We start from the raw sequence: 15555 nt of genomic DNA on the forward strand, positions 1-15555 counted from the left end.
CCCCGTTCCCGCTGCGACAAATGCGCACACCGACTCAAGACTTTAGTCGTATGACCGATAAGTCAGCCATACAGCAGCTCAACCCGCATGGATGCGGCCCTTTTCGGTATCCGCCCATGTCCCTCCGCAATATGAATATCGCCCCCCGGGCGTTCACCGGTTTCGCCCTGATCGGCGGCCTGATGTTGATTCTCGGCGTCTTCGCCTTGAATCAGATGAGCAAGATCCGCTCGGCGGGCGAAGACATCGCCAACACCAGTGTGCCGTCGATCAAGGCGCTGGATGAATTCACCCAGCTGACCCTGCGCTTGCGCGTTCTGTCGTATCGCCTGCTGATCAACCGCGAAGCGGACGTGCAGCAGAAAACCATCGAGCTGTTCGACATGCGCAACCGCCAGATCACCGAGGCGCAACGTGCTTACGAGCCGCTGATCTCCAGCCCTGAAGAACGCTCGGCGTACGATCAGTATGTGCAGTTGCTGGGACAATACCGCCAGCTCGAAGAGCGGATGAAAACCCTCTCGCGCAACAATCAGATCGATGCGTTGCAGCAACTGCTCAACACCGACCTGTTGTCCAATTCGGAAGCGGTGAACACCGCGCTGGCACGCTTGCTGGACATCAATACTCAGCAGATCGCCGACATCGACCAGGGGGCCAAGGATCAGTATTCGATGTCTTTCAATCTGGTGGTCAGCCTGCTGCTGATCGCCTCCGGCCTGACAATGCTGTTCGCGTGGCTGCTGACCGTGAGCATCACCAAGCCGATCGCCAAGGCACTCGATGCGGCGGAAACCATCGCCGAAGGCAACCTGACCCAGCCGATCCATGTCGATGGCAGTGACGAGGCCGGGCGTCTGCTGGCGGCGATGGCGAAGATGCAAACGAAACTGCGCGACACCCTGCAGCGCATCTCCGGCTCGGCCACCCAACTTGCCTCTGCCGCCGAAGAGCTGAACAGCGTCACCGACGAAAGCGCCCGTGGCCTGACCCAGCAGAACAACGAAATCGAACAGGCGGCCACCGCGGTCAACGAGATGACCAGCGCCGTCGAAGAAGTTGCGCGCAACGCCGTCAGCACTTCGGAAGCCTCGAAGAATGCCACCACATCGGCTGGCGACGGTCGCGATCTGGTGCAGGAAACCGTCAGCGCCATCGAACGCATGAGCGCCGACGTGCAAAGCACCGCTTCGTTGATCGGCGATCTGGCCAATGAGTCCCGCGATATCGGCAAGGTGCTCGACGTGATTCGCGGCCTCGCGGATCAGACCAACCTGCTGGCGCTGAACGCGGCCATCGAAGCGGCCCGCGCGGGCGAGGCCGGGCGTGGTTTTGCGGTAGTTGCCGATGAAGTCCGCGCGCTGGCTCATCGCACGCAGCAGTCGACCAGCGAGATCGAGCGGATGATCGGCAGCATCCAGAGCGGCACCGAACACGCCGTCGACTCGATGCGCAACAGCACCGAGCGCGCCGAATCGACGCTGAACATCGCCCGTGGTGCCGGTATGTCGCTCGACACCATCAACAGCGCCATCGTCGAAATCAACGAGCGCAACCTGGTGATTGCCAGCGCCGCCGAAGAGCAGGCGCAAGTGGCGCGTGAGGTTGATCGCAATCTGGTCAACATTCGTGATCTGTCGGTGCAATCGGCGACCGGGGCGAACCAGACCAGCGCGGCGAGCAATGAGTTGTCGCGGTTGGCGCTGGATCTGAACAACATGGTTGGGCGATTCAGCCTCTAATCATCGGATCAAGAGCACCCTCACCCCAGCCCTCTCCCAGAGGGAGAGGGAGCCGTTTTGCGGGCTGTTCAAAACCTGAGTACAACTCGATATCCCAAGTCAGCGGATCTCTCACATCCGCCACGGCCAGTTCCCTCTCCCTCCGGGAGAGGGCTAGGGTGAGGGGCAGCGATCCTGAGCCGTACACCAAACCCGCAACGCCGCTGCAAAAGCTTTTTGACAGCATCACATTTCAACAGGTTAGAATCGCTGGCACGCAGACTGCATGGTCAGTTTGTGCCCGTCTTTACGCTTCTGGAGTACTGCCTTTGAATGCGACGACCATCAACAGCCTGTTCTTGATCGGCGCGTTGCTGGTAGGCGCAAGCATTCTGGTCAGCTCACTGTCTTCGCGTCTCGGCATTCCGATTCTGGTGATCATTCTCGCGGTGGGCATGGCCGCCGGGGTCGATGGCGGCGGGATCATTTTCGATAACTACCCGACAGCCTATCTGGTCGGCAACCTCGCGCTGGCGGTGATTCTCCTCGACGGCGGTTTACGCACACGGGTGTCGAGCTTCCGCGTGGCGTTATGGCCAGCGCTATCGCTGGCCACTGTCGGCGTGTTGATCACCACCGGGCTCACTGGCATGGCCGCAGCCTGGCTGTTTGACCTGAATCTGATCCAAGGCCTGCTGATCGGCGCCATCGTTGGCTCGACTGACGCCGCAGCAGTGTTTTCGCTGCTCGGCGGCAAGGGCCTCAACGAACGGGTCAGCGCCACGCTGGAAATCGAATCCGGCAGCAATGACCCGATGGCGGTGTTTCTCACCGTCACCTTGATCGACATGCTTGCCAGCGGCCAGACCGGCCTGCACTGGAGCCTGCTGACCCACCTGATCCGCGAATTCGGCATCGGCGGCGTGATCGGCCTCGGCGGCGGCTGGGTGTTGCTGCAACTGGTCAACCGGATCAACCTGGCGACCGGTCTGTATCCGATTCTGATGATCGCCGGCGGGCTGGTGGTGTTCGCCTTGACCAATGCCTTGCACGGCAGCGGCTTCCTCGCCGTTTATCTGTGCGGTCTGGTGATCGGCAACCGTCCGGTGCGCAGCCGTCATGGCATCCTGCACATGCTCGACGGCATGGCCTGGCTGGCACAGATCGGCATGTTTCTGGTACTGGGGTTGCTGGTCACCCCGCACGATCTGCTGCCGATCGCCGTGCCTGCGCTTGCTCTGGCGCTGTGGATGATTCTGTTTGCGCGGCCACTGTCGGTGATGGTCGGCCTGCTGCCGTTCAAGGCTTTCCATGGTCGCGAAAAAGCCTTTATTTCCTGGGTCGGCCTGCGTGGCGCGGTGCCGATCATTCTCGCGGTGTTCCCGCTGATGGCCGGGCTGCCGAATGCGCAGCTGTATTTCAATCTGGCGTTTTTCATCGTGCTGGTGTCGCTGCTGCTGCAAGGCACGAGCCTGCCGTGGGTGGCGAAACTGTTGAAGGTGACGGTGCCGCCGGAGCCGGCGCCGATTTCCCGCTCGGCACTGGAAGTCCATGTCACCAGTGAGTGGGAGCTGTTCGTCTACAAGCTCGGCGCGGAGAAATGGTGCATCGGCTCGCCCCTGCGCGAGCTGAAAATGCCCGAAGGCACCCGCATCGCAGCCCTGTTTCGGGGTCAGCAACTGCTCCATCCGTCGGGTAGTACGGTGCTGGAAGTCGATGATTTGCTGTGTGTTATTGGCCATGAACACAACCTCGGCGCGCTCGGAAAACTGTTCAGTCAGGCGCCGCAGCGCGGCCTCGATCTGCGCTTTTTCGGCGACTTCGTGCTCGAAGGAGACGCCCAGCTTAAAGCGGTTGCGGCGCTTTATGGCTTACCGGCCGAGGGCATCGATCCGGACATGACCCTGGGCGCCTTCATTGCGCAGAAAGTCGGTGGCGCGCCCATCGTCGGCGACCAGGTGGAGTGGAACAACACCCATTGGACCGTGGCGGTCATGGACGGGAACAAGATCGGCAAAGTGGGCGTCAGATTCCCCGAAGGAAGTCGCCCGGGCCCCGGGCTCTTCCTCTAAACTGCGTTCACTCTCACTTGCTTGACCGGTCTCTATGCCTACCCTGCGCTCCTTTTTCGCCGCGGCCCTGCTGGGCCTGAGTCTCACTGTCGGCCCGTTGTACGCCGCCGAACCACCGTCCAGCGATGCCGTGCAGGCAAGCCTCGACAAGCTTGCCGACAGCAAACTGCCGGACGCTGATAAAAAAACGTTGCAGGGCGTGCTGCAAAGTACCCTCACGCAGTTGACCAATCGCCGGGATTACGAGCAGAAACTGGTCGATCTCAAGCAGCAACTGGCCAGCGCCCCCAAGCAGACCATCGAAAACACCCGCGAGCTGGCACGCCTCAAAGCCACTGCAGTGGTGCCGGTGGCACAGCGCTTCGCCAAGGAATCGATTCCGCAGCTGGAGCAGATTCTCACCGAGCGCTCGACCCAGCAAAGCGACCTGCAAAAGGCCCTGGCCGACGCCAACAGTCTGATCATCACCGCGCAGACCCGCCCCGAGCGCGCCCAGGCAGAGATCTCTGCCAGCCAGACGCGTATTCAGCAGATCAACAACATCCTCAAATCCGGCAAGGATGCGGGTAAAACCGTTAGCGCCGAGCAGCGCGACCAGTTGAATGCCGAGCTGGCAGCGCTGAATGCGTTGATCCCGCTGCGCCGTCAGGAACTGGCCGGCAACAGCCAGTTGCAGGATCTGGGCAACGCTCAACATGACCTCCTCTCGGAAAAATCCGACCGCCTCGACCGCGAGATTCAGGAACTGCAAACCCTGATCAACCAGAAGCGTCTGGCGCAGTCGCAGGAAACCGTGACCCAGCAGTCGATCGAAGCGCAGAAGGCCGGCGGCAGCAGCCTGCTCGCCAGTGAAAGTACGGCCAACCTCAAACTTTCCGACTATCTGCTCAAAAGCACTGATCGGCTCAACGAAGTCACCCAGCAGAACCTGCAGACCAAACAGCAACTCGACAGCCTGACCCAGAGCGATTCAGCGCTCGACGAGCAGATCAACGTGCTCAAGGGCAGCCTGCTGCTGTCGAAGATTCTCTATAAACAAAAACAGGCGCTGCCGCATCTCAAGGTCGACCGCGATCTGGCCGATCAGATCGCCGATATTCGTCTGTATCAGTTCGAAGTCAGCCAGCAGCGCGAATTGCTCAGCAACCCGGCGACCTACGTCGACAACCTGCTGGCCACGCAACCGCCGGAACAGGTCACCCCGCAACTGCGCAAGAGCCTGCTGGATCTGGCCAACACCCGCGCCGATCTGCTCGAACGGCTGAACCGCGAATTGAGCGCCGTGCTCAACGAATCGATCACTCTGCAGCTCAACCAGAAGCAATTGCTCAGCACCGCGCAGAGCCTGCGCGCCACCCTCGATGAACAGATGTTCTGGATCCCCAGCAACAAACCGCTGGACGTCGAATGGATGCGCGGCGTGCCGGAGCGTCTGGAGCGTCAGGTCAACACCCTGCCCTGGGCATCGAGCCTGAGTGAGCTGGTCGACGGCCTGACTCAGCGACCGCTGCTGTTCCTGCCGCTGGCGCTGTTGATCGGCGCGTTGCTGTGGCGGCGCAAGAATCTTTATGCGCGGTTGAACAAGGTCCACCAGGACATCGGTCACTTCAAACGCGACAGCCAGTGGCATACACCGCAGGCGATCCTGATCAACATTCTGCTGGCGATGCCGGTGGCGCTGGGGCTGGCGCTGTGTGGGCTGGCCTTGCAGATCGACGCGCGCGGGCAGAACGCCAACATGGGCGCGGCGCTGCTGCAAATGGGTCAGGCGTGGTTGGTGTTCTACACCGCCTACCGGATTCTGGCGCCGGGCGGCGTGGCTGAATTGCACTTCCGCTGGGAAAAACCGCAGGTCGAATTCCTCCAGGGCTGGATCCGTCGCCTCGGTCTGGTGGTGATGGCGCTGGTGACCATCGTTGCCGTCGCCGAACTGCAACCGGCCGCGCTGGCCGACGATGTGCTCGGCATGCCGGTGGTGCTGACCTGCTACGCCCTGATGGCGTGGCTGCTCAGCCGCTTGCTGATTGCCAGCCCGACCCACGAAAACACTTCGCTGTTCCGCAAGGCCGTCGGCGTGCTGTTTACCCTGCTGCCGATCGCCCTGTTTGTCGCGGTGTGTTTCGGCTACTACTACACCGCATTGAAACTCAGCGACCGACTGATCAACACCTTGTACCTGCTGATGTTCTGGCTGGTGATCGAGGCCACATTCGTCCGCGGTCTGAGCGTTGCCGCACGACGCCTGGCTTACCAGCGCGCGCTGGCCAAACGGCAAGCGGCGAAAGAGGCCGGCGACGGCGAAGCGGTGATCGAAGAACCGACGCTGGACATCGAAAAGGTCAACGAACAGTCCCTGCGCCTGATCCGTCTGGCCCTGCTCGGCGGCTTCATCGCCGCGCTGTACTGGGTCTGGTCGGACCTGATTTCGGTGTTCTCGTACCTCGACAACATCACCCTCTACGAATACACCAGCGGTACCGGCGCCAACATGAGCATGGTGCCGATCAGCATCGGCGACATGCTCGGCGCGCTGATCATCATCGGCATCACTTTCGCTCTGGCGCGCAACTTGCCCGGTCTGCTTGAAGTGTTCGTGTTGTCCAAGCTCGATCTGGCCCAGGGCAGCGCCTACGCGACCACGACTCTGCTGTCGTATGTGATTGCCGGCGTCGGCTTCGTCTCGACCCTGTCGACCCTTGGCGTGAGCTGGGACAAGTTGCAATGGCTGGTGGCGGCGCTGTCGGTCGGCCTCGGTTTCGGCATGCAAGAGATCTTCGCCAACTTCATCTCCGGCATCATGATCCTGTTCGAACGCCCGGTGCGGATCGGCGACACCATCACCATCGGCAACCTGTCGGGCACGGTGAGCAAGATCCGCATCCGCGCCACGACCATCACCGACTTCGACCGCAAGGACATCATTGTCCCGAACAAAACCTTCATCACCGGCCAGTTGATCAACTGGTCGCTGACCGACACCATCACCCGCGTCACACTGAAACTCGGCGTGGACTACGGCTCGGACCTGGATCTGGTCAAGGAACTGCTGCTCAAGGCCGCCCGGGAGAACCCGCGCGTGCTCAAGGAACCGGAGCCGCACGTGTACTTCCTCAATTTCGGCGAAAGCACCCTCGACCACGAGCTGCGCATGCACGTGCGCGACCTCGGCGACCGCAACCCGGTGCTTGATGAGGTCAACCGCTTCATCAACCGTGAGTTCAAGAAGCAGCACATCAACATCTCGTTCCGGCAGATGGAGGTCTATCTGAAAAACCTTCAGGGCCAGGAATACAAGATGGTGCCGGTGGAGCCAGAGAACAAAACCATCGCGCCGGTCGTCGACGCAGAGAAACCGTTGCCGGAACCGCCACCGAGCAAACTCGACTAACCGCTATGGTCCCAGCAGAATGCTCGGACATTCTGCTGGAGCCGGCCCGTGAAAGCCCTCGACGAACTGATATTCGACAATCGCTTCGCCCGCCTGGGCGACGCCTTCTCCGCCCACGTACTGCCCGAGCCGATCGATAATCCACGGCTGGTAGTGGCCAGCCCGGCCGCACTGGCCCTGCTCGATCTGGCCCCGGCGACGGCCGACACCGAGGAATTTGCCGAACTGTTCGGTGGCCACAAGCTGTGGGCCGATGCCGAGCCACGGGCGATGGTTTATTCCGGCCACCAGTTCGGCGGCTACACACCGCAACTGGGTGACGGTCGTGGTTTGCTGCTCGGCGAGGTCTACAACAACGCTGGCGAACATTGGGACCTGCACCTCAAGGGCGCCGGGCAGACGCCGTTTTCGCGCATGGGCGATGGCCGTGCGGTGCTACGTTCATCGATCCGCGAATTTCTGGCTTCCGAAGCCCTCTACGCGCTGAACATTCCTTCCTCGCGCGCAGCCTGCGTGATCGGCTCCGACACGCCGGTCTGGCGGGAGAAACAGGAACGCGCGGCGATGGTGCTGCGCCTGGCTCCGAGCCATATCCGCTTCGGCCATTTCGAATATTTCTACTACACCAAGCGTCCCGAACAGCAAAAGCAGCTCGGCGAGCACGTTCTGGCGATGCATTTCCCCGAATGTCTGGAACAACCGGAACCGTATCTGGCGATGTTCCGCGAGATCGTCGAGCGCAACGCCGAACTGATCGCCAAATGGCAGGCCTACGGCTTCTGCCACGGCGTGATGAACACCGACAACATGTCGATCCTCGGCATCACCTTCGACTTCGGCCCGTTCGCCTTTCTCGATGATTTCGACGCCAACTTCATCTGCAACCACTCGGATGATCAGGGCCGTTACTCGTTCAGCAATCAGGTGCCGGTCGGCCAGTGGAACCTCAGCGCCCTCGCCCAGGCTCTGACGCCGTTCATCAGCGTCGAAGCCCTGCGCGAAACCCTGGGCCTGTATTTGCCTCTGTTTCAGGCTCATTACCTCGACCTGATGCGCCGCCGCTTCGGCTTCACAACTGCCGAAGACGACGACCAGCAACTGCTGGAAAACCTCCTGCAACTGATGCAGAACAGCGGGGTCGACTACACGCTGTTCTTCCGCCGCCTCGGTGAAGAATCAGCCGAACAGGCCATCGCCCGCTTACGGGACGATTTCGTCGACATCAAGGGTTTCGATGCCTGGGGCGAACGCTACATCGCCCGCGTCGCTCGTGACGGCGATACCGATCAAGAGCAGCGCCGCGCCCGGATGCACGCGGTCAATCCGCTGTACATCCTGCGCAACTACCTGGCGCAAAAAGCCATCGACGCGGCCGAGCAAGGCGATTACGCCGAAGTGCGCCGACTGCATGCAGTGCTGAGCAACCCGTTTGAACAGCAGCCGGGGATGGAGAGTTACGCCGAACGGCCGCCGGAGTGGGGCAAGCATCTGGAGATCAGTTGTTCTTCCTGAGGCAGAATCAGGTAAACACGTCGATGGGCACATTGAAGCGCTCAGCCAACCAGCGAATCTGGCGCAGGTTCAGCTTGCGCTTGCCACTGAGAATTTCCGAAACGACGGATTGAGGACCGACGCCCGGCAGATCGCTTTGGGTCAGGCCGTGTTCGCGCATCATGTAACCGAGAACCTCTTCGCCACTCGCTTGGGCCATGGGGTGATGGGTGTGATCCCACTCCTCGATCCAGTCACCGATGATATCGACAAGGCTCATCAAAGGATGCGACTCATCGTCGCCCGTAATCTCAAGTAGCTCATCGACTGCCTTTACCAAGCAGTCATAGTCGTCCTCGCTCTTGGGTTTTCGAACCACTGGGGAAACAAACTCCCAATGCTCAGCGACCGTTTTTATCAAAATGCTCATACCCCTCCCTCCTTCCATTTGCCGCGATCATATTCGCGGTGATCCATTACGTGCTTTATGTAGAGCCGTTGAGATCGGTAACTGACAAAAGCAATTAACCTCAGTTTATTTCCGCCGATATCAAAGACGTGGAATTCGCCAACCTTATCGGTTGCGGGAAATATCGACTTCATTGCCGAGAAATCCCTTGGATAAATCCTGCTTGCCAGCCGAAACCACTGGGCCAGAGCGTTTGCTGCGTGCGGCCAACGTGTTTTGGCCTCTCGAATGGGTTTTTCACTAAACACATGCATGCAACATCCTTATCGCATTCTGCTATGGGGGAGTTAATCACAAATCAAAAATATCGCAAGTTGCGATACTGGCGGGCGGACCGGCGGCTCGCCTGTGACGTTTTCAGCCTAGGCATAGCAGACAAGACTGCACGATTGAAAATATGAGCAAACGTCTCAAACTACCTCTAATCAGCTCCCTTCAGGATTTCGCTCATGACCACGTCACTCCTCATCCCCTGCCCGTCCTGCAACGGTCTCAACCGCATCCCCGCCGAGCGCCTCGCTGACCAGCCCAAATGTGGACGCTGCAAATCGGCGGTGTTGTCGAGCAAACCGTTCGAACTCAAGCAAGGCGATTACGCCAGTCAGATCAAGGGCGATCTGCCGCTGCTGGTGGATGTCTGGGCGGACTGGTGCGGGCCGTGCAAGTCGTTTGCGCCGGTGTTCGAACAGGCGGCGGCGCAGTTGGCGGGCAAGTGTCGGTTGGCCAAGCTCGACAGCGAGGCCAATCAGCAGTTATCAGCGCAGTTGGGGATTCGCTCGATTCCGAGCCTGATTCTGTTCAAGAACGGCAGGGAAGTGGCGCGGCAAAGTGGTGCGTTTCCGTTGCCGCAGTTGATGGCCTGGTTGCGCAGCCAGGGGATCTGACCCACCACAGATCCAAGTGGAGGAGTAAGCCTGCTCGCGATGGCGTCGTGTCATTCAACACAAGCTTTGAATGTAACGGCCTAATCGCGAGCAGGCTCACTCCTACAGGGGGGATTGCGTGCGGTTCGGGGGGTCAGTGGCCTTCGAGCAGGTCATGCAGTTCGACGAACTGCTGGGTCAGCTTGTGCCGTGGGTCGAGGTGGATCAGCGGCATGCTCGCCTGATGGGATTCACGCATGCGTACCGAGCTGGACAGGTACACCGGCAGCACCGGCAGACCTTCGGCAATCAGTTCATCGAGGATCTGCTGCGGCAGGCTGGCCCGGGCCTGGAATTGATTGACCACGATGCCTTCGACTTCCAGGCCTTCGTTGTGGTCATCCTTGAGTTCTTCGATTTCGGCGATCAGGCCGTACAGGGCCTGACGGGAAAAACTGTCGCAGTCGAAGGGAATCAGCACCCGATCAGCGGCGATCAGCGCTGATACCGCGTAAAAGTTCAACGCTGGCGGCGTGTCGAGGTAGATTCGGTCGTAGTCTTCGGCCAGTTCATCGAGCAATTTACGCAGCTTGTTGATCTTGTGTTTGGCTTCGAGCTTGGGCTGCAAGTCGGCCAGTTCGGCGGTGGCGGTGATGATATGGAGGTTGTCGAACGGGGTTTCGTAGATGTCGGCCTGGTTCTTTTTTGAAAACGGCCCGGAGGACAGGGTCTGTTTGAAGAAATCGGCGATGCCCATCGGAATGTCATCGCCGGTCAGCCCGGTCAGATACTGAGTGGAGTTGGCCTGGGCATCGAGGTCGACCAACAGTGTGCGATAACCCTCGCTGGCGCTGACCGCCGCCAGATTGCAGGCAATGCTCGACTTGCCTACGCCACCTTTCTGATTGAACACCACGCGCCGCATGACAAAACCTCCGTGTATCAAAGAATGACCGAGTGTAGATGCGCGCGACCTCGCTTCGCTACCTTCACGGACGCGGACTACAACCAGAGGTGCAAAAATCCGCGGTCAGTAAGCGCGATAACCGCCACTGATCGCCGATAAGGCCGACAGACACCCAGGTGGGAATCAGGATAATGGCCATATGACAGTCGTCCCGGCGAACCGGTCGGTACATTTCGTTGGGCAAAATGTAACCAGCATTTGCTACACACCCGTCGCACCGGGATAATGCGCGCCACCCGGCGCCGAGCGCCACGTCAGGTCTGCCGCGGCCTGGGCGATTCAACGCGTCAACAATTGCCCGCAGGGGCGGGATGAATGTCCGTGATCAACTTCAACATCGCCCAATGGCGCGCGTGGGCTCCAGGGCTCGACAGCGTGGACGCCTGGCAGGCCTGGAGCCGGCAACCGGTCGTGCTCCAGAGCAGTGATGCCGCGCCCGATGTGTCGTTTTTGCCGGCCATGCAGCGCCGCCGCCTGAGCCGCCTGGCGCGGATGGCCTTCAGCGTCGGCTGGCCGCTGGCCGACGGACGGGACAATCTGCCGCTGGTGTTCGTCTCGCGCCACGGCGAAACCCCGCGCACCTTCGACATCCTTTGCGATCTGGCGAATGAACAGCCGCTGTCGCCCACCCAGTTCAGCCTCTCGGTGCACAACGCGATCATCGGTCTGTGGTCGATCATGCGCGGCGAAACCAGTGAAATGACCGCCCTCGCCGCCGCTGGCGACGGTCTTGAACACGGCATGCTCGAAGCGGCTGCCCTGCTGGCGGAAGGCGCCCCGGCGGTGCTGCTGGTGATTACCGAGGAGCAACCGCCAGCGGCCTATTCGGCGTGGGTCGATGACGTGCCGTTCCCCTATGCGCTCGGGCTGCTGCTCACGCCGGGTACCGACTGGCGGCTGACCTTGAACAGCGCCCCGCAAACACGGTCCAAGGCGCACTGGCCACACGCGCTGAACCTGCTGCGAACCCTGCTCGGCCAGCAATCCCATTGCCAACATGCGTGGAAAAATCGTGTATGGACCTGGCAACGCAACCCGTGAGCGAGAAAAACCGCGACGCCTATTACTGGCGCTTGCTGGCCACCGCCGCAAGCTTCGCCCTGTTCGGGTTGGGCGGCCTCTGCCTGCGCGTGCTGGTATTTCCATTGCTCAACTGCCTGCCCGGCGATGCGCTTGCGCACCGGCATCGTGCGCGCAAAACCGTCAGCCGGTTGTTCTGGTTTTTCGTGCGTTTCATGGCCCGCACCGGTGTGTTGACCTATGAAATACAGGGCGCCGAGCGCCTCGGTCGACCGGGGCAGATGATCATCGCCAATCACCCGTCGCTGATCGACGTGGTGTTCCTGATCGGTCTGGTGCGCCAGGCCAATTGCGTGGTGAAGAAAAGCCTGTGGGAAAACCCCTTCACCCGTGGCCCGCTGCGCAGCACCGAATACATCAGCAATGACGGCAGCATGGACATGCTCGACGCCGCCGCCCAATCCCTGCAAAACGGCCAGACCCTGATCATTTTTCCCGAAGGCACGCGCACCCAGCCGGGGCAGCCGCCGGCCTTTCATCGGGGGGCCGCTGCGATTGCCCTGCGCGGTGCGAAAATGGTGACGCCGGTGATCATCAAGGTCAGCCCGACTACCCTGACCAAAGCCGAACCCTGGTACCGCATCCCCAAGCGCCGCGTGCACTTCAGTTTTCGCGTGGGGGCCGATATAGACCCACAGACCTTCGCCGCGCAAGGGCCTGCCCCGCAGGCCTCGCGCAAGCTCAACGATTATTTGCATGACTATTTCATTAAGGAGCTCGCCGAAGATGAGCGATCTGCACCGTGACATCAAACAGCTGATCATCGATGCCCTCGGTCTCGAAGACATCGCCCCCGACGACATCGGTGACGAGCAGACCCTGTTTGGCGAAGGCCTGGGCCTGGACTCGGTCGACGCGCTGGAACTGGGCCTGGCCATTCAGAAAAAATACGGCATCAAGATCGACGCCGATGCCAAAGACACCCGCAACCATTTCACCAACGTGGCGAGCCTTGCGGCTTTTGTCACGGCCAGACAGGCAGCTTGAGACCGGACCATGCAAACTCGTGACGATATTTTCAACACCCTGCGCGATGCCCTGGTCGAGCTGTTCGAGCTCGATCCGGCCCGCGTAAGCATGGACGCCAATCTGTATCAGGATCTGGAAATCGACAGCATCGACGCGGTCGATCTGATCGATCACATCAAACGCCAGACCGGCAAGAAAATCGCCGCCGAAGAATTCAAGTCGGTGCGCACCGTCGGTGACGTGGTCGAGGCGGTCTACCGTCTGGTTCAACCGGCCGCATGAGCCGATTGATCGGCCTCGGCCTGCTGCTGGGCGGCCTGCTGTACCCCTTTGCGGTGTATTTCGGCATGGAGCACTTCGCGCCGTGGCAGTTCGGCCTGCTGTTGGGCAGTCTGTGGCTGGCGCGGGTGCTGAGTGGCGAGCGCAAACCCGGCAGCGTCTGGATGGCCGGCGTGGCGATCGCCTTTTGCGTGTTGCTGGCGCTGTTCGACAGCCCGCAATTGCTGCGCTGGTACCCGGTGCTGATCAGCGGCTTCATGCTGGTGCTGTTCGCCTCGAGCCTGACGTTCGGCATGCCGATGGTCGAGCGGCTGGCGCGCTTGCGTGAGCCGGATCTGCCACCCGAGGCGATTCGCTATACGCGCCAGGTCACGCTGGCCTGGAGTGTGTTTTTCTTCTGCAACGGTTTGTGCGCCGCGCTCCTGACCCTGTGGGCGCCGCTGGATTGGTGGATGTTGTACACCGGCCTGATCTCCTATGGATTGATCGGCCTGATGTTTGCCATTGAATGGCTGATACGACAACGGGTAAGAGGCCGTACATGAACTGGATAAAACTTGAGCACCTGCTGCTCAAGGCCCAACCGCTGCGGGCCGTCAGCCACGCACCGGCACTTGATCATGCCGCGCTGTGCGAGCAGGCGCTGAGCGTCGCCGCCGCGCTGCAGGCACGAGGCGTGCGCCATCTGGCCGTGCATCTGGAAGATGCCGCCGAACTGGCCATCGCGCTGCTGGGTGCCTGGCGCGCAGGCGTCAGCGTGCTGTTGCCTGCCGACCTGCAAGGGCAGACGCGCCAGCGCTGGGCGGACGAGGTCGACCTGTGGCTGACCGATCAGCCTGGCGATACCCGACTCGATCAACTTCAGCAGCCACCCTTGCCGGGCGCCGCGTTGGATCTCGATCAATGCCGACTGAGCCTATGCACCTCGGGCTCCAGCGGCGAACCCAAGCGCATCGACAAGACCCTGCGGCAACTGGCCAATGAAGTCGAGGCGCTGGAGCAATTGTGGGGCGCAGACCTCGGCGAAGCGTGCATTATCGGCAGCGTTGCCACCCAGCACATCTACGGCTTGCTGTTTCGCGTACTATGGCCGCTGTGCGCCGGGCGCCCGTTCGTGCGCAAACAACTGGCATTCCCCGAGGACATGCAGCGCGCCAGCCGCGAACATCCGGCCTTCGCCTGGGTCGCCAGCCCGGCATTGCTCAAGCGCATGGGCGACAACCTCGACTGGCCAGCACTGAGCGCGGTGCGCCGGGTATTTTCCTCCGGCGGCGCGCTGCCGCTTGAGGCCGCGCAAAGCCTCGAGCAACGCTTGCAGCAATGGCCGACGGAAATTCTCGGCAGCTCCGAAACCGGCGGTATTGCCTGGCGTCAGGGCGACGCATTGTGGCAACCGTTCGCCGCCGTCGAGCTGAGCCAGGACAGCGACGGCGCGCTGCTGATCGCCTCACCTTATTTGCCGGCCGGGCATGTCGAGCACAGCGCCGACGCCGCACGCATCGCGGCTGATGGGCGTTTCGAACTGCTCGGGCGCCTCGACCGGATCGTCAAACTCGAAGAAAAACGCATCTCCCTGCCCATGCTCGAACAGGCCCTGGTTGCCCACGAGTGGGTCGCCGAAGCACGTCTGGGCGTGGTGCAGGAAAATCGCGCGTCCCTCGGTGCTTTGCTGGTGCTGAGCGACGCCGGCCTGTTCGCGCTGCGCGAACACGGCCGCCGCGGTCTGACCGAGTCACTGCGCGAACACCTCAAGACACATTGCGAAGTGCTTGCCCTGCCGCGGCGCTGGCGGCTGCTGCGGCAGTTACCGCTCAATAGCCAGGGCAAACTGCCCCAGGCCGAAGTCGACGCCCTGCTGATTGCGCCGCGCCCGAAAGCGCCTGAACTGCTGGAACAAGTCGAAACGGGCGGTGAGTGGAGCTTGCAACTCAGCGTGCCGCCAGACCTGGCTTACTTCAGCGGGCACTTTCCCAAAGCGCCGGTTTTGCCCGGTGTGGTGCAGGTGGAATGGGCACTGAATCTCGGCCGTCAGTTACTGAAGCTCGACGGTGCGTTCGCCGGCATGGAAGTGCTGAAATTCCAGCAACTGGTGCGCCCCGGGGATGAAATTCAGCTGCACCTGCGTTTCGATGCCGAGCGGCGCAAGTTGTATTTTGCTTATCGCAATGACACGGCGACGTGTTCCAGTGGGCGGATCTTGCTGGGTGTTGAACATGGTTGATTTCGGTGAGTGCTGCGCACTCAATCGCGAGCAGG

13 protein-coding genes and 2 pseudogenes are annotated in these 15555 nt (G+C 61.1%); 12 read left to right on the forward strand and 3 right to left on the reverse strand.

Annotated features, from left to right (window positions below):
• Positions 1-182 precede the first annotated feature (182 nt).
• The 5 genes and pseudogenes from BLU24_RS28315 to selO form a co-directional block, all read left to right on the forward strand.
• Positions 183-839 (forward strand): annotated as a pseudogene (locus BLU24_RS28315) (MCP four helix bundle domain-containing protein); the annotation flags it as partial.
• Positions 840-1142: 303 nt separating this feature from the next.
• A pseudogene (locus BLU24_RS28320) lies at positions 1143-1742 on the forward strand (methyl-accepting chemotaxis protein); the annotation flags it as partial.
• A gap of 308 nt (positions 1743-2050) precedes the next feature.
• Positions 2051-3793 carry a potassium/proton antiporter gene (locus BLU24_RS26315; RefSeq protein WP_090280529.1) on the forward strand — a complete coding sequence of 581 codons (1743 nt, stop codon included), beginning with the start codon at positions 2051-2053 and terminating at the stop codon, positions 3791-3793.
• 34 nt (positions 3794-3827) lie between these two features.
• Positions 3828-7181 (forward strand): mechanosensitive channel MscK, encoded by a 3354-nt coding sequence (gene mscK / locus BLU24_RS26320; RefSeq protein ID WP_093105621.1) that lies wholly within the window; start codon positions 3828-3830, stop codon positions 7179-7181.
• A gap of 48 nt (positions 7182-7229) precedes the next feature.
• Complete coding sequence (gene selO / locus BLU24_RS26325) at positions 7230-8693, forward strand: protein adenylyltransferase SelO (protein ID WP_093105626.1); 1464 nt, start codon at positions 7230-7232, stop codon at positions 8691-8693.
• 7 nt (positions 8694-8700) lie between these two features.
• On the opposite strand, the gene BLU24_RS26330 is transcribed toward selO, so the two are convergent.
• Both BLU24_RS26330 and BLU24_RS26335 read right to left on the reverse strand, forming a co-directional pair.
• On the reverse strand, positions 8701-9102 hold the full coding sequence (locus BLU24_RS26330) for a helix-turn-helix domain-containing protein (RefSeq protein ID WP_093105631.1): 402 nt from the start codon (positions 9100-9102) through the stop codon (positions 8701-8703).
• Entirely contained in the window at positions 9099-9395 is a 297-nt protein-coding gene (locus tag BLU24_RS26335) for a type II toxin-antitoxin system HigB family toxin (RefSeq protein ID WP_093105635.1), read from the reverse strand. The genes BLU24_RS26330 and BLU24_RS26335 overlap by 4 nt, the downstream gene beginning before the upstream one ends.
• A 195-nt stretch (positions 9396-9590) precedes the next feature.
• On the opposite strand from BLU24_RS26335, the gene trxC reads away from it, so the two are divergent.
• On the forward strand, positions 9591-10025 hold the full coding sequence (gene trxC, locus BLU24_RS26340) for a thioredoxin TrxC (protein WP_093105640.1): 435 nt from the start codon (positions 9591-9593) through the stop codon (positions 10023-10025).
• A 133-nt stretch (positions 10026-10158) separates the two neighbouring features.
• Here trxC and BLU24_RS26345 read toward each other — a convergent pair whose 3' ends face one another.
• Positions 10159-10929 (reverse strand): ParA family protein, encoded by a 771-nt coding sequence (locus BLU24_RS26345; RefSeq protein ID WP_090280512.1) that lies wholly within the window; start codon positions 10927-10929, stop codon positions 10159-10161.
• Between the two features lie 357 nt (positions 10930-11286).
• Here BLU24_RS26345 and BLU24_RS26350 point away from each other — a divergent pair, with 357 nt between their 5' ends.
• From BLU24_RS26350 to BLU24_RS26375, 6 genes are read left to right on the forward strand one after another with little or no spacing between them, the layout of a single operon-like run.
• Positions 11287-12012 (forward strand): beta-ketoacyl synthase chain length factor, encoded by a 726-nt coding sequence (locus BLU24_RS26350; RefSeq protein WP_093105645.1) that lies wholly within the window; start codon positions 11287-11289, stop codon positions 12010-12012.
• Positions 11988-12797, forward strand: a complete 810-nt coding sequence (locus BLU24_RS26355; RefSeq protein WP_093105650.1) for a lysophospholipid acyltransferase family protein — start codon at positions 11988-11990, stop codon at positions 12795-12797. Before BLU24_RS26350 ends, BLU24_RS26355 begins: the two co-directional genes overlap by 25 nt.
• Positions 12778-13038 (forward strand): phosphopantetheine-binding protein, encoded by a 261-nt coding sequence (locus tag BLU24_RS26360; protein WP_093105654.1) that lies wholly within the window; start codon positions 12778-12780, stop codon positions 13036-13038. Before BLU24_RS26355 ends, BLU24_RS26360 begins: the two co-directional genes overlap by 20 nt.
• A gap of 9 nt (positions 13039-13047) precedes the next feature.
• A complete protein-coding gene (locus BLU24_RS26365; protein ID WP_065615459.1) occupies positions 13048-13302 on the forward strand; it encodes an acyl carrier protein in 255 nt (84 codons plus the stop codon).
• On the forward strand, positions 13299-13844 hold the full coding sequence (locus BLU24_RS26370; RefSeq protein ID WP_093105657.1) for a hypothetical protein: 546 nt from the start codon (positions 13299-13301) through the stop codon (positions 13842-13844). Before BLU24_RS26365 ends, BLU24_RS26370 begins: the two co-directional genes overlap by 4 nt.
• On the forward strand, positions 13841-15520 hold the full coding sequence (locus tag BLU24_RS26375) for an acyl-CoA synthetase family protein (protein ID WP_093105661.1): 1680 nt from the start codon (positions 13841-13843) through the stop codon (positions 15518-15520). The genes BLU24_RS26370 and BLU24_RS26375 overlap by 4 nt, the downstream gene beginning before the upstream one ends.
• Positions 15521-15555 lie beyond the last annotated feature (35 nt).

Source organism: Pseudomonas sp. Z003-0.4C(8344-21) (genome assembly GCF_900104975.1).
Lineage (GTDB): Bacteria > Pseudomonadota > Gammaproteobacteria > Pseudomonadales > Pseudomonadaceae > Aquipseudomonas > Aquipseudomonas granadensis.